The sequence below is a fragment of the Deltaproteobacteria bacterium genome, assembly GCA_016183175.1.
Taxonomy (GTDB): Bacteria; UBA10199; UBA10199; order UBA10199; family SBBF01; genus JACPFC01.
Map to the genome: position 1 here is coordinate 1 of JACPFC010000034.1, position 18,593 is coordinate 18,593.

Annotated in this window: 18 protein-coding genes; 15 read left to right on the forward strand and 3 right to left on the reverse strand. The window is 53.9% G+C overall.

Annotation, left to right across the window (positions count from 1 at the left end):
- On the forward strand, positions 1-4,659 hold a 4,659-nt coding region (locus HYU99_04255), incomplete at its 5' end, for a hypothetical protein (GenBank protein ID MBI2339570.1).
- Positions 4,660-4,702: 43 nt separating this feature from the next.
- On the opposite strand, the gene HYU99_04260 is transcribed toward HYU99_04255, so the two are convergent.
- Positions 4,703-5,131 carry a type II toxin-antitoxin system VapC family toxin gene (locus tag HYU99_04260; protein MBI2339571.1) on the reverse strand — a complete coding sequence of 143 codons (429 nt, stop codon included), beginning with the start codon at positions 5,129-5,131 and terminating at the stop codon, positions 4,703-4,705.
- The gene (locus HYU99_04265; GenBank protein MBI2339572.1) at positions 5,128-5,379 is read right to left on the reverse strand and encodes a type II toxin-antitoxin system Phd/YefM family antitoxin; all 252 of its coding nucleotides are present in this window, start codon (positions 5,377-5,379) and stop codon (positions 5,128-5,130) included. Before HYU99_04265 ends, HYU99_04260 begins: the two co-directional genes overlap by 4 nt.
- 258 nt (positions 5,380-5,637) lie before the next feature.
- Between HYU99_04265 and HYU99_04270 the strand changes: the two genes are divergently transcribed.
- From HYU99_04270 to HYU99_04330, 13 genes are all read left to right on the forward strand, one after another.
- Entirely contained in the window at positions 5,638-5,859 is a 222-nt protein-coding gene (locus HYU99_04270) for a hypothetical protein (GenBank protein MBI2339573.1), read from the forward strand.
- 5 nt (positions 5,860-5,864) lie between these two features.
- On the forward strand, positions 5,865-6,119 hold the full coding sequence (locus tag HYU99_04275; protein MBI2339574.1) for a type II toxin-antitoxin system RelE/ParE family toxin: 255 nt from the start codon (positions 5,865-5,867) through the stop codon (positions 6,117-6,119).
- A gap of 64 nt (positions 6,120-6,183) precedes the next feature.
- The gene (locus tag HYU99_04280) at positions 6,184-6,384 is read left to right on the forward strand and encodes a type II toxin-antitoxin system VapB family antitoxin (GenBank protein ID MBI2339575.1); all 201 of its coding nucleotides are present in this window, start codon (positions 6,184-6,186) and stop codon (positions 6,382-6,384) included.
- On the forward strand, positions 6,381-6,785 hold the full coding sequence (locus tag HYU99_04285) for a PIN domain nuclease (protein ID MBI2339576.1): 405 nt from the start codon (positions 6,381-6,383) through the stop codon (positions 6,783-6,785). Before HYU99_04280 ends, HYU99_04285 begins: the two co-directional genes overlap by 4 nt.
- Before the next feature lie 34 nt (positions 6,786-6,819).
- Positions 6,820-6,981: a ribbon-helix-helix domain-containing protein gene (locus tag HYU99_04290; GenBank protein ID MBI2339577.1), complete on the forward strand. Its 162-nt coding sequence runs from the start codon at positions 6,820-6,822 to the stop codon at positions 6,979-6,981.
- Positions 6,982-6,993: 12 nt separating this feature from the next.
- Entirely contained in the window at positions 6,994-8,799 is a 1,806-nt protein-coding gene (gene lepA, locus HYU99_04295; protein ID MBI2339578.1) for an elongation factor 4, read from the forward strand.
- Positions 8,799-9,605, forward strand: a complete 807-nt coding sequence (gene lepB, locus HYU99_04300; protein ID MBI2339579.1) for a signal peptidase I — start codon at positions 8,799-8,801, stop codon at positions 9,603-9,605. Before lepA ends, lepB begins: the two co-directional genes overlap by 1 nt.
- Before the next feature lie 290 nt (positions 9,606-9,895).
- Entirely contained in the window at positions 9,896-10,417 is a 522-nt protein-coding gene (pyrR, locus tag HYU99_04305) for a bifunctional pyr operon transcriptional regulator/uracil phosphoribosyltransferase PyrR (protein ID MBI2339580.1), read from the forward strand.
- Positions 10,418-10,419: 2 nt separating this feature from the next.
- Positions 10,420-11,376 (forward strand): aspartate carbamoyltransferase catalytic subunit, encoded by a 957-nt coding sequence (locus tag HYU99_04310; GenBank protein ID MBI2339581.1) that lies wholly within the window; start codon positions 10,420-10,422, stop codon positions 11,374-11,376.
- Positions 11,373-12,662: a dihydroorotase gene (locus HYU99_04315; protein MBI2339582.1), complete on the forward strand. Its 1,290-nt coding sequence runs from the start codon at positions 11,373-11,375 to the stop codon at positions 12,660-12,662. The genes HYU99_04310 and HYU99_04315 overlap by 4 nt, the downstream gene beginning before the upstream one ends.
- Before the next feature lie 127 nt (positions 12,663-12,789).
- Positions 12,790-13,953, forward strand: coding sequence for a glutamine-hydrolyzing carbamoyl-phosphate synthase small subunit (gene carA, locus HYU99_04320; GenBank protein ID MBI2339583.1), 1,164 nt, complete (start codon positions 12,790-12,792; stop codon positions 13,951-13,953).
- Between the two features lie 85 nt (positions 13,954-14,038).
- On the forward strand, positions 14,039-17,296 hold the full coding sequence (carB, locus tag HYU99_04325; protein MBI2339584.1) for a carbamoyl-phosphate synthase large subunit: 3,258 nt from the start codon (positions 14,039-14,041) through the stop codon (positions 17,294-17,296).
- A gap of 9 nt (positions 17,297-17,305) precedes the next feature.
- Complete coding sequence (locus HYU99_04330) at positions 17,306-17,452, forward strand: hypothetical protein (GenBank protein ID MBI2339585.1); 147 nt, start codon at positions 17,306-17,308, stop codon at positions 17,450-17,452.
- Between the two features lie 78 nt (positions 17,453-17,530).
- On the opposite strand, the gene HYU99_04335 is transcribed toward HYU99_04330, so the two are convergent.
- A complete protein-coding gene (locus tag HYU99_04335; protein ID MBI2339586.1) occupies positions 17,531-17,938 on the reverse strand; it encodes a hypothetical protein in 408 nt (135 codons plus the stop codon).
- A gap of 335 nt (positions 17,939-18,273) precedes the next feature.
- Between HYU99_04335 and HYU99_04340 the strand changes: the two genes are divergently transcribed.
- A partial coding sequence (locus tag HYU99_04340; GenBank protein MBI2339587.1) for a hypothetical protein occupies positions 18,274-18,593 on the forward strand: 320 nt, incomplete at its 3' end.

Consider the following 18,593-nt stretch of genomic DNA (forward strand, 5'->3'; position numbering starts at 1 on the left):
CGTTTTTTGCACGACGAGCTGGTTCTCAAATATGGTTCCCTCCCCGCGGATCATCCTGCCACCCAAGACGCCCTCAAAGCGCTCAAGATGGCCCGGCCGCATTTTAATGAAGAGGAAATCAGGCTGGTTGTTCTCCCGCGCATGATCGAGGTGAATGCCATGGTGGCCTATGACGGAACTATTTACGTCTCACTGGCGCTGATGAAGCTGGTCGATTTTTACGAGGAACTGGCCGCCGTCTTTGGCCACGAGTTGGAGCATCACGAATCGGCCGATATTGCCCGTGCCGTCTCTCGGGCGAAAAAACGGGAAAAGCTCGATGACCTTTCCGACATGGCCACAAGCTGGGTCAAAGATGTTGGCATCAGCCGCCTTCAGGAGCATCGGGCCGATATCCAGGGGGGGATGAGAAAACTCAATGAAGCGGGCATCAATCCGGTGGCCACAAAACTGTTTCTGGAAAAATTGCATCGGCACGAAACTCGGTTCAAATCCATACGGCCCCCCCCTGACTTAACGCATGGCAAGACCCTCGACCGGGCGCTTGCCGCCGGCGCTTGGACCCGTTTTGAAGATCTCGAAAACCTCGACAAGGCGCTTACCCCCGTTCCGGAGGAAAACCGCACAGCCTGGTCAAGCGACATAGTGGCTCCCACCACTGAACTTCTCTACAAGCCGCTTCGCTTTGCTTTCCCGGATGAACATGTTCGCAACCAAAAATATGCAGAACGAAAAACCGTTATCAGCGGAATGTCGCCGGCGGATCGGGGTCTCAACCTGGCCGCCCTGGCGCGCCGATGGAGTAGCGCAGGTCCCCGTGAGGCGGAGCGCATGCAGGAACTGACGGCCTTTGCGGTCGGGAAGATTGACGAGGACCTTAAATCTCTACTTTCCGATCAAAAAGATTTGCCGCTGGTTCGTTTTCTCCATTTCTATCTCAACCTTGGCGTCGCCTTTGACCGAAAGATTGATGTGAGTCTGGATGGGGAGGAACAGTACATGGATTTTTTTCCTCCACTCATCGGACAGCATCTTGCTTCCTATTCCGTCCTCATCCGTTCCCCGCAAGATTTGGCCCATCTACGCGGACTGATTCCCCAAGCGGCAAACCACCCCATCCCTTACGCCTTGGGCAACTGGCCCAAGGTGATCGCGGCTCTGATTTCCGTGATGATCGATCAGAAAATCTATGGTCCGTTTCGTGCCGGTCAGTTGGATCTTCCGGCCCTGTGGGGAGAGGTAGAAGCGTGGATTGGCGCCTTGGATTCTTTTGCGGCCCAAAAAGGAGTCACGGGGGTGGATAAAGAGAGACTCATGGAGACGGCGTCGGGAATTCTTCTTTCGAATGCCGGAGAGAGCGGCGATATCGCCTTGCTCAAGCAAGTTCGCGATTTTTTGGTTGAACGGCAAAATAGAACCCTTCATTTGTCCAGCGGATACGTTGAGGATTTGTACGAACATGAGATCAGCAATAAGGGAGTGAAGGACTCGAATCCATTTTGGTTTATTTCTAGTATGGAAGTTTCTTTAAGCACCTTAGCGGTTGGAAAAAATGCCCGGGAGATCGGTTTGCTGGTGCAGGCCATAGCGAGGACAATTAGCGTGACCATGGACAGTCGTGGTCGTCTACAGGATAGGGCTAGTTCTCTATTGGCTCTGGTACGCTCTTACAAAAAATTACTGAAGACCCACTCCGCCTTTGCCGCGCTTACCCCTCTTAAGAAAAGAGTACTCGGTTATATGATGAGGCATTCCTTAGCTATCTACCCCTCTTATTCTTTGATGAAGGAGCATCCCCATTGGAAAGAGGAGATGATGAGCGATATTATTAAACGGGGAAAAAGCGCCTCCGACGAGGAACTTCTCTGGATACACCAGTTGGGAAGCGGAAGAGATTTGGATTATGGATTTATCGGCCGAGGCGATGCCGACTCCCTGTTAACGCATTTTTTGCGTTATCATTTAGGGAATATCGGCCCCGAAGAAAGGCTCGAAGCGATTCGCCGATGGGAGGCCCAGGGGATTCCGGTACGACAACTTTTAAGCCGAAGCAAAGACGATAATGGTTATCTTATCCTCCGGACCATGAGTGAATTGCCCGAAGATGAATCGGCCGATGAATTGTTACCGGTCTTGGATGACTTAAGCGACTGGATTCTCGACCCTTATCTGGCCAATTGTCTGCGATCCTACAGCCTCAATCAAAAGCTCAAGGAAACGGCCGATTTTACCCGGCGGGTCGCCATCGCCTTCGATGAGGAAACCGCCAGGAGGAACCTGGCGGTCAAGGAAGCGCTCATCGAGAACGAGATGGAAACCAGAGAACAGGTCGAGGAGGTCCGTAAACACATCGGCTTAAACGCCGACTATCTCTTTGAAGAGGGGGAGGTTCAGGTCGGGCTGGCGGCAGGGTTAGAGCTACTCTCTTTTGAACCGAACGCGGCCTTGGACCTTTTGAGTGTTCTGTTAGAAACGAGAAGAAGCGATGCGGGATTAAAAGAAATGATAGCGGCCCGGTGGCTTTCCCTCAGGCTACTTGAGGATGAGAGGGAAAAGCGGCTACGGGAGGTGACGCATCAGTTGAGTAGTGTCGATCAGAGGTTAAACGTGTTGCTTGGGCAGGGGTTTGCGGGGCGCTTTTTTATCGCCAAAACGCTTTTGGTCGATGGGGAGCTGATCATCCAGCCGAAAAGCCGACAGGAACTTTTTAATCTGTTTTTGGATAAAGTCGTGGCCCCAAAGGGGGGAGAGGAGGGGCCCAATAATCAGATTCAAAAAACGGCCCCGGCGCTGGCGGCGGTCAAGGAATGGGAACCTCTTTTTTTCAGTCTGGCGCCGACGATTGCCGACTATGTGGCCCTTCCCCCGCCGGTGGCGACCCCTTGGCACGAGGTGCTGTCTGTCCGAGAGATGATCGAAATCGAAGACGAAGACGAAGACGAAGACGAAGAGGTTACCACCGTTTCTAAAAAGGAGGAGGCCCTCGAAACCCTCGTGGAGGCCCTCAACACCCTCCCGTCGGACGGGGAAACCGATCCGTGGAAGTACAAGGAGTATTATAATACCAGATCCCAAGAGGCCCTTCGAAAATGGCTGGCCGATCGGGGGGCGCTGGAGACAAGGCCGTCAGACAAACTTTCGCCGATGGACCTGATCATCGAACTGGCCCAGCAGGGGGGTTCTTTGCCGGTGCGCTTTCTCCAGCTTATGGGGCAGTTTGTCGAAATCCCCTCCGAATACGAGGCAAAATTCAATCAACTCTACGACCGGGTGAAGGGGCAGTCGAAGTTGGCGGCCATAGCAGTGGTGGAGCGGAACTGGCCGGAGATTTGGAAGCATGTAAAGCGGTTTGGAAAAAGGCTTGGGGGAGGTTCGCTCATGTCGGTGTACGAACTGGAAATGAATGACGGAACCCGAAAGGTGATCCGCGTGGCCAACCCGAATATCCGCTATCACCTGAAGGAACAGCGGGAGCTTTTTGACTCCGCGCTGGATGAAATGTTGAAGCAGGGCTCCATCGACCGCGATACGCACGAGCGGTTGAAGATTGCGGTCGCCATGGTGAACGACTGGATCGAGGCCGAACTCGATTTTTCGGGGTTTATGGAAAAGGACGAAAAATTCCGCGAAATGCTGGGGGGGTCTGCCGGTTTTCAACCCGAAGGTTTTGACTATTCCCTCACCGTGCCCCAATCGAATTTTCCCCAATACACTATTCCGGACAACAACCGATTTCAGATTGAAGAGTTGATCGAAGGGAAAAATCTCACCCAATGGGACGAGCTGGTCCATGACGATTACGATATGAAGCAGGCGCTTTCTCTAATGGTCCGGGCCTACCGCAGACAGCTCGAAAACGGCCAACTGCATGGGGACATTCATATCGGAAACTACCGGGTCACCCCCGACAACCAGGTGGCTGTCCTCGATCGGACATTTTTTCTGCACCTGAATAAAGACGAACAATCCATCATTCAGGGGGCGCTATCGGGGAATATCGATCTCGAAAAAATCCAGGCCTATTTCGTGGTGCTTCTCCCTCCCGAAAAACAAAATCCGGAGACTCAGACGAAAGTCGCTCTGGAATTGATGCAAATGGCGGGCGCCGTTCAGGCGGGCGATTTTCAACAGGTAAATCAGGGGCTCATCCATTTGCGCCAGCTTGGCCTCGAAATTCCGCTGAAGCTTTCTCTGATTTTAAGAAATCTCCATGCCCTTCACGATTTGGCCAAAAAGGCCGGTTTCGGGTCGCTGGCGGATGCGTATGCGTATGTACCGCCGAAAGGGCCGGGCAAGAACCTCAAATTACATTCCTTTGTCCCGTCGGCGGCCTTGCCGCTGGCCCTTTCGGCGTTCCAAGGTTTAAATGGCGAGCCCGTCGGGTTGAATCATTCTGCTGTATTAGACTCATCCTCCGCCGTGAATCACGAAGCGCCCCGTCAGGCTTATGCCAATCCCTTTGGCCCGATCACCGCAAACAGGATGAACAGCGGCCCCCTTGAAACCGGTTCTGAACTCTACGCGACCGGCGCCCTTCCATATAACACGATCTCCACCCTTCCTGTTTTTACCGCCGCGCTTCCGGCGGCCATGTCGGTCTGGTCCCTTCCGCCCCCGGTCAATCTGAATGTGTCTTGTCTTCCCGTCCCTGTTATCTGATTGGAATTTTTCCGCTGATTGTGAGCGGTGCCGCGGCGGTTGATTACGCCGGCAACTCCCAGGGATTGAACACGGCAACCCCGCTTTTTTCCATATCGGCCCTGTTGCGCGTGGCGACAGTGAGGTTGTTGGCCAGGGCGGTTGCCGCAATCAGGGCATCAACAACGGGGATCTTCCGGCCTTGCAACTCCGATTGCGCCTGAATCATCCCCCAAACGCGGGATGTCTCGGCGTTGACCGGTAATATCCTCCCCTCAAAACGGTTTTTGAGGTCTTGGTCGAGCCAGCCCTGCAGGCGCGTCCGCCTTTGTTTGTCGGATAATTTGACGATCCCTTTCTGAATTTCTCCCAGAGTAAGGACACTCAAAAAGAGGCATTCCTCATCGCAACCGCCAATCCAGCCGACCACTCTTTTTTCGGGAGTTTTTTTTATCAGTTCGGAGATGATGCAGGTGTCGAGCAGATAATTCACAGGTCCACCTCGCGGGGGAACCCCTTGTCTCTTTCCAGATCGATATCGACCCCCCTTAAGGGGGAACGGAGGAAAAAATCAACCAATCCCCCTTTCGGTTTTGTGAGTTTTTCATAATCCTTCACCGAAAGGATGACGACCGTCTCTTTTCCCCGGCGGGTGATTGTCTGCGGCCCCTGCCGCAAGGCCTTTTCCACCACCTCGCTCAAACGATTTTTGGCCGTCTGCAACTGCCAGGCTGTCTTCATGACCCCTCCAAAAATATCTAGCTAGACTGTCTAGATTGTCATGTAACGGGACGAATCTGTCAAGCCCCCAGATTACTGTCCCTCCCAAAATTTACTGCCGCTTCAAAAAAGGGGGCGACTTTTTTGCCGCCGACCGCTCCATCCTCATCCGGGTGTTACGGTAATGCCAGTTATTCCGTCCCCCACTTTTTTTGGAAAAGATCTTGTTTTATTTTTCATGATTAAGTAAGATTTACATAGATCCAGGAGGATTCATCTATGTCTCGGGAAGAAGCCTTGGCGACCAAGTTGCCGGCGGACCTTAAAAAAAACCTCGATTCAGTGTGCAAGAAATTGGGGTTGAGAAAGAATTTTGTGATTGAATCGGCGTTGCGCGAAAAATTGGAAGATTTGCTCGACACGCACGATCTGCGGGAAGCAATCCGCGAAGCCACCGGTTTTCACGATTGGGAGCCCGTCAAAAAAGCGCTCAAAAATTGATTTCCATGAGTTACCGTATTGTCCTGGAGACGCGAGCCAAAAAGGAATTTCTGGATCTTCCGCGGGAAGTTCAAATGAAAATGGGAGATGTTTTTGACGATTTGAAGGCAAACCCCCGCCCTCCCGCTTCGAAAAAGTTGACCGGTCAGGAAGGGTATCGCATCCGCAAGGGGGATTACCGGATTCTTTACACCGTTAACGACAGACAATCGCTGGTCGCCATTTATCGTGTCGGCCACCGAAGAGAAGTGTACCGCTGATCGAAATCATGCCGCCAAAAAATGCTTGTTTTTGTGTAAGGTATTGTGTAACATTATACACATCATGCCGACCAATCTCGCCATCAACGACAAACTCCTTGTCCAGGCCAAAAGGCTGGGAAAGTTCAAGACCAAAAAAGAGACGGTGGATAAAATCCTGGAGGAGTTCGTCAAGGCCGAACGCCGGAAGGGCATCCTCAAGCTTTTCGGTAAAGTCGATTATTATCCCGATTACGACTATAAAAAGGGGCGGTCTCGCCGTTGAGCATCCTTGTCGACAGTTCTGTGTGGTCTCTCGTGCTTCGCCGGAAGGAGAAAAGCAATCATCCCGCCGCTATTCTTCTTCGGCGGAGGCTTGACGAAAAGGCCGGTCTTTGTCTTACGGGCGTTATTTATCAGGAAGTTTTACAGGGCATTCGTTCCGACACACTCTATCAGTCCGTCAAATCATATCTCGACGATTTTGAATTTCTTGAGGTGAATTTGGGGCTCCACGCCAAGGCGGCGGGCTTATTCAGCCGATGCCGTCGAAGCGGGATCCAGGCCCAGACCATTGACTGCCTTATTGCAACTCTAAGCATCCACTATGACTCCCCTCTTTTAACCACCGATCCGGATTTCAGTCATATCGCCCGGGTTTCTTCTCTAAAGTTGGTGGACTATTGACAACACATATATAGCCATATAGTGTCACCACGTTATGCCGCGAAAGAAAATATCCACGACGGTTTACATTACCGAAGAACAAAACGAACTCTTGAAAAAGTTGAACGAAAAAACCCGCGTCCCGATCGCGGAATATATCCGGCAGGGGCGCGATCTGCCTGGGCAGATGACTCTTCTCGACACCGGCGCCGAATAGACCGCCTTCTTCATGACTGAAATCCCTTTTGAGCGCCGTCGAAACTTCTGCATCATCGCCCACATCGACCACGGCAAATCTACGCTGGCCGACCGGATCATCGAAATGACCGGGGGATTATCCTCGCGTGAGATGCGCGAACAGGTGCTCGATGCCATGGACTTGGAGCGCGAGCGGGGAATCACCATCAAGGCCCACAGCGTCCGGCTTATCTACAAGGCCGACAACGGCCTCGACTACGAATTCAACCTCATCGACACCCCCGGGCACGTCGATTTCCACTACGAGGTCTCGCGGAGTCTTTCCGCCTGCGAAGGGGCCATCCTTGTTGTCGACGCCTCGCAGGGGGTTCAGGCGCAAACCCTCGCCAATGTTTACATGGCGCTCGATCACAATCTGGAAATTCTTCCCGTCTTGAACAAAATCGATCTCCCGAACGCTGACCCCGAACGCGTCAAAAATCAGGTGGAACAGATTATCGGCATCGACGCAAGCCAGGCGCTCTGTGTCAGCGCGAAGACCGGACAGGGGGTGAAGGATATTCTGGAGGCCGTTGTCAAAAGGCTTCCGCCTCCCCGGGGAAGCGAGGGAAAGCCGCTTTCCGCCCTTATCTTCGACAGCTGGTTTGACAGCTATCAGGGGGCGGTCATTCTGGTTCGGGTGGTGGACGGTTCCATCCGCGTCGGAGGGCGGATTAAACTGATGCATACCGGCCGGGACTATGAGGTGCTCAAGCTTGGCTATTTTACTCCCCGCCCGGTTGCCGGCGAGGAGTTGGCCACGGGAGAAGTCGGGTTTGTCACCGCCGGCATCCGCGAGGTGCGCGAAACAAAAATCGGCGACACCGTCACCGATGCGCAAAATCCTGCCCCAGCGCCGCTCCCCGGCTTTCGCGAGGTGAAGCCGATGGTCTTTGCCGGAATTTATCCCATTCAGCCGAACGAGTACGAAAATCTTAAGGCGGCGCTGGAAAAACTCCGGCTGAACGACAGCTCTTTTGTCTTTGAACCGGAGACATCGGCGGCGCTCGGTTTCGGCTTCCGATGCGGTTTTTTGGGGTTGTTACACATGGAGATTGTGCAGGAACGGCTGGAGCGCGAGTACGACCTTGAACTGATCACCACCTCGCCCACCGTCGTTTACAAGGTCCATCTCACCAATGGAGAGGTGCTGGAAATCGACAACCCCTCCAAAATGCCCGTGGAGGGGGTGATCGATCATCTCGAAGAGCCGTTTATCCATGTGACCATCCATGTCCCGAGCGAATATCTGGGCAATGTCATCCAGCTTTGCGAGGAAAGGAGGGGGCATCAGAAGAAGATCGACTACGTGACCCCCGACCGGGTGATGGTCCACTACGAACTCCCCTTTCCGGAGATCATGTTCGATTTTTACGACAAGCTGAAATCGCTCACGCGGGGATATGCGTCGCTGGACTATGAGTTTCTCGATTTCCGGGCTTCACAACTGGTGAAGCTCAACATCCTGGTGAACAGCGATCCGGTGGATGCCCTTTCGGTGATCATCCACCGCGACCAGGCCCATTACCGCGGGAGGGAGCTCGTCTCCAAGTTGCGCGGAATTATCCCGAGGCAACAGTACGAGGTGGCCCTTCAGGCGGCCATCGGTTCCAAGGTGGTGGCCCGGGAGAATGTCAAGGCGCTCCGCAAGGATGTGATCGCCAAGTGCTACGGTGGCGACATCACCCGCAAACGCAAGTTGCTGGAAAAACAAAAAGAGGGTAAAAAGAGGATGAAGCAGGTGGGGCGGGTGGAAATCCCGCAGGAGGCGTTTTTGGCGGTGCTGAAAATAGACTGATGGATCAAAATAATCTGCACAACGGTTTGGAGCGTCTGAATCAGGACGTTACTCCGGAGCCCCGGAAAAAAGGGGTCATCCGCGAGTATGCCGAGGCGTTGCTGTTTGCCGTTCTGCTGGCCTTTTTCATCCGTTCCTTTATTATCGAGCCCTTTAAAATCCCCTCCAAGTCGATGGTCCCCACCCTTCTTGTGGGCGACCACATCTTTGTCAACAAATTCATCTACGGTTTTCGGATCCCCGGCACCAAAAAGTGGATGGTAAAATTCGGCGAACCCAAACGGGGGGATGTCATTGTATTTATCTATCCCGAGGATGAAAAGCTCGACTTCATCAAAAGGGTTGTCGGGATTCCCGGCGATCATATCCGGATGAAGGACGGGAAATTTTTTGTCAATTCCGCCGAGGTGACCGAAAAGGAAATCCCGGTCGTTGGCGTGGACCCCAGGGACAAGAGGCGTCTTCTGATTTCCGAGGCGGAGGCGGGCGAGATTCCGCCGCAGTTCCGGGGAATTCCCTTTTACCGGGGCTACGAGAATTACAAGATCCAGATGGAGGATTTGACCGGCTACGGCCACATGATTCAGCGGAGCCGGATGATGCCGAACAACGAGGATGTCGATCTGGTGGTGCCCAAGGACCACTACTTTGTCATGGGGGACAACCGCGACCAGAGCGCCGACAGCAGAGTCTGGGGGTTTGTCCCGCGCGAAAATCTGAAAGGGGAGGCGCTGTTCATCTGGCTTTCGCTCGATTCCGACCGCGGCGGTGTCCGGTTGAAGCGGTTCGGGAAGAAGATTATCTGAAATCCTTTTTGTGAGTTGACTTTCGCCCCGAAACCCTGATAGGACAGACGAAATTTTGATATGGTTTTAAAGGAGAAATGAAAAGGAAAAAGGTTTGCGGTTTTTGGCTTAAAAACCTCCCAGCGGGTCGCTAGGGAGGTTTTTTTTTGAATGTGAGCGAGCGTCGGGGGCAAGGCCAAGCTTGGCTTGGCCGCGCAGCAAAGTCGCAGACTTTGCGGAGTAAGATGTCTCCGCGCGAGCGAACGGGGGATACGGGGGTCCGCCTTAGGCGGAGCAAAGCCCCCGATTAAATGAAAACGATACTCGATTCAAAAGAGATGCAGATGGCCATCGATAAAATGGCCAAGGAAATTGTCGAAGAGTCGACGGTGCTTGATTCGCTGGTTTTGGTGGGGATCCGAAAAAGGGGGGTTCCTTTGGCCCGGCGGATTGCCGAGCGAATCAAAGAGGCTTCAAAAAAAGAAGTCGCGGTGGGTCTGCTCGATATCAACCTCTACCGCGATGATCTCTCACGGCTCGATTATCACCCGGTGATCGGCAAGACCGATATTCCCTGCTCGGTGGATGAAAAAACGGTTTTCCTGGTGGATGATGTTCTCTACACCGGCCGGACCATCCGTTGCGCCATGGACGCCCTGTTCGACCTCGGCCGGCCGTCCGCCGTCAAGCTTGCCGTGCTGGTGGACCGTGAAGGGCGGGAACTTCCCGTTCAGGGGGATGTGATCGGAATCCATTGTCCCGCGACGGCAAAGGAAAATGTAAAGGTCAGTCTTAAAGAAACCGACGGCAAGGATGAAGTCAATGTGGAGTAAGGATGCAATTGGCGCGTAAAGATCTGTTGGGTATCGAGGAGTTAAGCAAAAAGGAAATCGAATTAATTCTCGAGACGGCAAAAACCTTTCAGGAAATATCCACCCGCGAAGTCAAAAAAGTTCCCACCCTTCGCGGCAAAACAGTCATCAATCTCTTTTTCGAGGATTCCACCCGGACCCGGACCTCGTTTGAAATCGCCGGCAAACGACTCTCCGCGGATGTCATTAACATCTCCCAAAAAGGATCCTCGGTCGCGAAAGGAGAGACCCTCCTCGATACGGCAAAGAACATCGAAGCCATGGGGCCCGATCTCATCGTTTGCCGCCACAAATCGGCCGGTGTTCCGCAATTTCTGGCATCGCGCCTGAAAGCGTCCATCATCAACGCGGGCGACGGCGCGCACGAGCATCCCACGCAGGCGCTACTCGATCTGATGACGATTCGCGAAGCCAAGGGAAAAATCGCCGGCTTGAACGTCGCCATCGTCGGCGACATCGCCCATAGCCGGGTAACCCGCTCGAACATCCACGCGTTAAACAAGATGGGGGCGCATGTGACGGTGGTGGGGCCGCTGACGATGTTGCCGGTTGAAATCGGAAAAATGGGAGTCAGGGTTTCAACCGATCTTAAGGAGGGGACGGCCAAAGCCGATGTGATCATGATGCTCCGGATCCAGCGGGAACGACTGCTTTGCTCCCCCTTTCCCACGTTGAGGGAATATTCCCGGTTGTACGGGCTGAACAAAGAGGCGTTGAGAACAGCAAGGCCGGATGTGGTGATCATGCATCCGGGGCCTGTCAACCGCGGCGTGGAGATCGATCCCGAGGTGGCCGATGGCCCCTATTCGCTCATTCTCGATCAGGTCACGAATGGGGTGGCGGTGAGAATGGCGGTTTTGTATCTGCTGTCGGGGCAGAAAGGGGAAGGAGCCAGAAGCCAGAAGCCAGAAGTAATATGAAGTTATTAATCAAAAACGGACATCTCATCGATCCAAAGAACAGGCGCGACGGCCGGTTTGATCTCCTCATCGAAAACGAAAAGGTGCGCGATCTCCTCAAGCCGGGGACGAAAGTGACGTCTGCCGAGGTGATCGATGCCAAAGGGTGCATTGTGGCGCCGGGGTTTATCGATTTGCATGTCCACCTGCGCGAGCCGGGGCATGAATATAAGGAGACGATACGGAGTGGAACGTGGGCGGCCGCCGCAGGCGGCTTTACCTCGGTCTGTTGCATGGCCAACACCAATCCGGTCAACGACAACGCCTCGGTGACCGAATACATTTTGAACAAGGCGCGCGAGGAAGGGGTGGTGAATGTCTTTCCCATCGGCGCCGTCTCTCGCGGCCTCGAAGGGAGCGAGTTGAGCCCCATGGGGGAGCTGAAAAAAGCGGGATGCATCGGTTTTTCCGACGACGGCAAAACGGTCCAAAACAATCGCTTGATGCGTCTGGCGCTGGAATATGCCAAAACGTTCGATTCTCCGGTGATCAGCCACGCCATTTGCGCCGATCTTGCATGCGGCGGGGTCATGCACGAAGGATTCGTCTCCACCCGGCTTGGACTTTCCGGAATTCCCAATGCGGCGGAAGAGATCATCATCAGCCGCGATATTCACCTGGCGGAATTAACCGGCGCCCGGCTTCATATCGCCCATCTTTCAACGGCCGGCGGCGTCGAGCTGGTGCGTCAGGCCAAAAAGAAGGGAATTAAGGTCACCGCCGAGGCGGCGCCGCATCATTTTACGCTGACCGATGAGGCGGTTGAGGGGACAGTGTCCCGAGGATACGATACCAACACCAAGATGATGCCCCCGCTCCGATCCGAAAACGATCGTAAGGCGATTGTCGCCGGACTCGCATCGGGAGTTATCGACGCCATTGCCACCGACCATGCCCCTCATGCCACAGTCGACAAGGAGATTGAATTTGACAAGGCGGCCTTTGGAATTGTGGGTCTGGAAACGGCGTTAAGTTTGTCCCTGCAACTGGTGGAAAAGAAAAAGCTGTCGATGAAAAAAATGGTGGAGCTGTTGACGGTCAACCCCGCCCGCATCATGGGTCTGAAAAAGGGGAGTCTGGAAAAAGGGGCCTCTGCCGATATCGTCATTTTTAATCCGGCGGTCTCTTACAAAATCGATCCTTCCAAATTCCGTTCGAAAAGCAAAAACACCCCGTTTGGGGGGATGAAGGTGAAGGGGGTGGTCAAATGTACCCTGGTTGGAGGGAAGGTAGTGTATAAGGGATGAAGAAATGTCAAATGTCAAATTCCAAAGTTCAAAGGAATGTCAAAAAAGCAATTTCAAAACATTGTCCATCATTTGTCATTTGAACTTGTCGTTTCTTTTGACATTTGAACTTTGACATTTGGATTTTATGAGACCAGCCCATCTCATCCTCGCCGACGGCAACATCTTTTCGGGAACCTCATTTGGTTTTGAAGGGACCCGGTCCGGCGAGGTGGTCTTTAACACCTCACTCTCCGGCTATCAGGAAATTCTGACCGACCCGTCGTATCAGGGGCAGATTGTCGTCATGACCTACCCGGAAATCGGCAATTACGGCGCCAACCCGATCGACACCGAATCGGCCAAAATTTATCTCTCCGGTTTTGTCGTGAAAGAAAATTCCCCTATCGTGAGCAACTTCCGGGCCAAGTCGTCGCTCTCCGCCTTTCTGAAAAAAAATAAAATTCCCGCCGTGGAAGGAATCGATACCCGGGCGCTTGTCCGTCATATTCGAGACGCCGGGGCCCAACAGGCGTTGATTGTCGTCGGCAAGGTCAACAGTTTTGAAAAGCTTAAAAAGAAGGCATCCGCTCTTCCTTCCATGGAAGGGCAGGATCTCGCAAAGGTGGTTTCGTGCAAGAGGCCGTATGGGTGGAGTAAGGGGGTGTCTTGGATCGAAGATCGAAGATCGAAGATCGAATATGAAGGATCGAAACATAATAATCATCGATCTTCGACCTTCCATCTTCGACCTTTCACGGTAATCGCCTACGACTTCGGCATTAAGCAAAACATCCTCCGCATGCTGGCCGATTCCGGGTGCAAGGTGAAGGTTGTGCCGGGCGACTATCCGGCCGAGAAAATTTTGGCCGAAAATCCCGACGGGGTTTTTCTGTCCAATGGCCCCGGCGATCCGGCGGTCTGCGCCTACGCCGTCGAGAATGTGAAAAAGATTTTGGGAAAAAAACCGCTGTTCGGCATCTGTCTGGGGCACCAGATCATGGGGCTGGCGCTGGGAGGAAAAACCTTCAAGCTCAAATTCGGCCATCACGGCGGCAACCAGCCGGTGATGGACCTTTCAACCCAAAAAGTGGAGATCACCGCGCAGAACCACGGTTTTGCCGTTGATCCCGAAAGCCTTCCTCCCGGTGTCGAGGTGACGCATATCAACTTAAACGACAAGACCGTCGAGGGTCTAAGGCACAGGAAACTGCCGGCCTTCAGCGTCCAATATCACCCCGAGGCCTCGCCCGGGCCGCATGATTCGCATTATTTGTTTGGAAGATTTATTGAAATGATGAAGCAGAGCTAAAATCCCCCCAACCCCCCTTTTTCAAAGGGGGGGATTAACGGGTCCCCCACTTCGTAGAAGGGGGGACAGGGGGGATTTCATCACTATGCCCAAACGAACCGACATCAAAAAAATCATGATCATCGGCGCCGGCCCGATTGTGATCGGTCAGGCCTGTGAGTTCGATTATTCCGGAACCCAGGGGGTCAAGGCGCTCAAAGAGGAGGGATACGCCGTTATCCTCGTCAATTCCAATCCCGCCACCATCATGACCGATCCGGAACTGGCGGATGCCACCTATATCGAACCAATCACGCCGGAGGTTGTCGCCAAAATCATCGAAAAAGAAAGGCCGGATGCCCTCCTGCCGACGCTGGGAGGGCAGACGGCGCTCAACACGGCGGTGGCCTTGGCCAAAAACGGGATGCTCGGAAAATATAATGTCGAACTGATCGGCGCAAAACTCCCCGCCATCGAGAAGGCCGAAGACCGCGAGTTGTTCAAAAAGGCGATGCAGTCAATCGGCCTCAAAGTCCCGCGCAGTGCCGTTGCGACGAATATGAAAGAGGCCCTTGCGGTGATCAAAAAAATCGGTTTCCCGGCGATCATCCGTCCCGCCTTCACCCTTGGCGGTTCCGGCGGAAACATTGCCAGGGACATGAAGGAATACAAAGAATATGTCGATTGGGGACTCGATTGTTCTCCCGTTTCGCAGATTCTCGTCGAACAATCGGTGCTTGGCTGGAAGGAGTTCGAGCTTGAGGTGATGCGCGACCGAAAAGACAATGTGGTGATTGTCTGCTCCATCGAAAACTTCGATCCGATGGGCATTCACACCGGCGACAGCATCACCGTCGCTCCGGCACAGACGCTTACCGACAAGGAATATCAGCTCATGCGAAACGCGGCGATTGCCATCATCCGCGAGATTGGAGTGGATACCGGAGGCTCGAACATCCAGTTTGCCGTCAACCCGAAAAACGGCGAGATGATCGTCATCGAAATGAACCCGCGCGTTTCGCGGAGTTCGGCGCTCGCCTCCAAGGCCACCGGATTTCCCATCGCCAAATTCGCCACCAAGCTGGCCGTTGGCTACACGCTCGATGAAATTCAGAACGACATCACGAAATATACCCCCGCCTCGTTCGAGCCGACCATCGACTATGTCGTGACAAAGGTGCCGCGGTTCACCTTCGAAAAATTTCCTCAGGCGGATGATCGCCTCACCGTGCAGATGAAATCGGTGGGGGAGGCGATGGCGATCGGGCGGACCTTCAAGGAATCTCTGCAGAAGGCGATTCGGTCGCTGGAGATCGGCAGTTACGGTTTCGAGCCGCCAAGCCGGGGCGGCCCGCCGGGGGCGGCCGCCAAAGGGGGGAAAAAATTACGCGAACACCTCCGGGTGCCTCGGGCCGATCGTTTGTGGTGGGTGGCTCAGGCCTTTCGGGAGAGAATGACGATCAATCAGATCTACAAAGAATCGGCGATTGATCCCTGGTTTTTAAAGCAGATTGAGCAGATTGTGGATCTTGAGAAGGAAATTCGTCGGGCCCGTCCTGTAGGGGCGCGATTAATCGCGCCCCTGCGAAGAGCCAAACAATTCGGTTTTTCAGATCGTCGCATCGCGCAATTAACCGGTTCCACCGAGGATGCCGTCCGCGAACTGCGCGAAAAAAACGGGATCGTCCCCGTCTACAAACGCGTGGATACCTGCGCCGCCGAGTTCGAGGCCTACACCCCGTATCTCTACTCAACCTATGAACAGGAGAACGAGGCCAACCCGACCAAGAAGAGAAAAGTTGTCATCCTTGGCGGCGGGCCGAACCGAATCGGGCAGGGGATCGAGTTCGACTATTGCTGTTGTCACGCCAGTTTTGCCCTCGCGGAAGAGGGGGTGGAAACGATCATGGTCAACTGCAACCCCGAAACGGTCTCCACCGACTACGATACCTCCGATCGCCTCTATTTCGAGCCGCTCACCAAAGAGGATGTCATCCGCATTCTGCAGGAAGAAAAACCGGATGGGGTTATTGTGCAGTTCGGCGGTCAGACGCCTCTTAAACTCGCCGTCCCGCTGGAAAAATGGGGCGCAAATATTCTTGGGACCTCCCCTGATTCCATCGACATCGCCGAAGACCGCGAGCGGTTTGCCGGGTTGTTGCGGCGGCTCAACATCCGACAGCCGGAAAACGGCATTGCCAAATCGCATGATGAAGCGATCACGATCGCTCGGCGGATCGGTTACCCCATTCTCGCCCGTCCCTCCTACGTCCTCGGCGGTCGCGCTATGGAGATTGTTTACGATGAAAAATATCTCCGTCATTATATGGAAACGGCGGTTCAGGCCTCGGAGGACCGTCCTGTCTTGATCGACCGGTATCTGGAAGGGGCTATCGAGGTGGATGTCGATGCCTTGTGCGATGGAAAGCAGGTAGTGATCGGCGGCATCATGGAACATATAGAACATGCCGGCGTCCATTCGGGCGATTCGGCTTGCTGTATTCCGCCCCATTCGCTGTCAGCCGATGTCATCGACGAAATCACGCGGCAGACCAAATTGATGGCCTTAGAGCTTCGTGTGAAAGGGTTGATGAATGTCCAGTATGCCGTCAAAGAGGGAAAAGTCTATGTCCTGGAGGTCAACCCGCGCGCCTCGCGGACAGTTCCGTTTGTCTCGAAGGCGATCGGCATCCCTCTGGCCAAAATCGCCGCGAAAATCATGATCGGCAAAACGCTGAAAGAACTCGGTTTCGAAAAAGAGGTGACGCCGCCGTATCGGTCGGTGAAAGAGGCGGTCTTTCCGTTCGCCAAATTTCCCGGCGTGGATACCCTGCTTGGACCCGAAATGAAATCGACCGGCGAGGTGATGGGGATCGACCCGCAGTTCGGCATGGCTTTCGCCAAATCGCAGACCGCCGCCGGAACCATCCTTCCCAAAAAGGGCGCCGCCTTTGTCAGTGTCCGCGACCGCGACAAGGCCGATATCGCACCGGTGGCCAAAAAACTGGTTGATCTCGGTTTTTCCATTCTGGCCACCAGAGGCACCGCCTCGTTTTTGAAGGAGCGGGAGATTCCGGTGGAGGTCGTCAATAAAGTCCACGAAGGATCGCCGCATATTGTGGATCGCCTTGAGGCCAAAGAGGTGGCAATGCTCATCAACACGCACGAAGGAAAAAAGACCGCCATCGATTCCTATTCCATCCGCCGAACCGCCCTCATCGAAGGGGTGCCGTATTTTACGACGGTGGCCGCCGCCCGCGCCGCCACCGAGGGGATCGGGGAACTTTCCAAGCGGGAAATGGATGTAACCAGTCTGCAGGACTACCGTCGTATAACACTCGCCGCGAAAACCAACGCGGCATAGGGGCCACGCATGAATTGCTTATTTGAAAACCTCGACCGCATGCACGAGAATTTCAAAAAACGAAACTGTCCCTTCCGCATCGCCGTTTTTCCCCTCTGCTTTGCCATCTCGATTGTCTTACTCCCTTATTGGTATGCGAAAAAAAGTGGACGCTAAGCAGTGTCCTGGTGGCTGACGGTTCCCCCGTGGAGGTTTACCGTGCATGCCGGTTTTCGTGAACGGCTCTTTCCCCGATCATCGACAGATATTATCGACTTGGCAGGTGAGACCATTGGGACAGCCGGTCCCTGCATCAAAATCGCAACTGACGCTATCGACACAGAGGTTGGCCGCGCTCTCTTCGGAAAAGGTTACGCTACAGACTTGGCCCTCGGGACAATCAGAATCAGCGGTGCAGGAGGTGGTTGCGCACGATCCATCCTCCGCACATACACCCTCGGAGCAATCGGAATCGGTCAGACATTCCACACAGCGCCCCGCGTCACAGATATTCGTGGAGCAATTTGAGTCGACAACACATTCAACGCAGATATCCCCGATACACGCGTCACTTACACAATCGTCATCGCCGGTACATGGATTTCCCGTGGCGACAGCCCCCGACCCCGACCCGGCTCCGGAGCCACATCCTGAACCTGCCAAGGCGATTAACCCAAGTACTATCCCACCTGTTGCAGGGAGGAAGAGCCTGAAGAAGGGCATGACCATATGATAGCTCCATTCGAGCCGGCATGAAAGAAATCTTTTTCGGTCTTAGACAATTCCATTGCAAATCACCCCGGCTTGCGTACCATCGGGCAGGGAGGAAAATTTTATGGAACAACAATGCAACTTCGGCAAGAAACGGTTTTTGATCGCGCTGATTCTTGTCACCGCGGCCTACTTGGGCATGGACATGGTGTTTCATCATCTGGTTCTTGGAAAAACCTACGAGGCGACGATGAACCTCTGGCGGCCGATGCGCGGCCTACTTGGGCATGGACATGGTGTTTCATCATCTGGTTCTTGGAAAAACCTACGAGGCGACGATGAACCTCTGGCGGCCGATGGACCAAATAATGGCCAAGCGCCCTGTGGCGTATGTCGGCTATTTTGTTTTTTCGTTTCTCTTTCTCTTCATCTTCAACAAAGGCTTCGAAAAAGGGAAATGCCCCAAAGGGCAGGGGATCCGGTACGGATTCTTGATCGGTTTTCTCTACTGGGGGGGCCATTTCCTGCTTGCCTATCCCTTTCACCCCTGGCCCGATAAGCTCTACCTTGCTTGGTTCGGCATCGGGATGGTGGAATTCATCGTTCT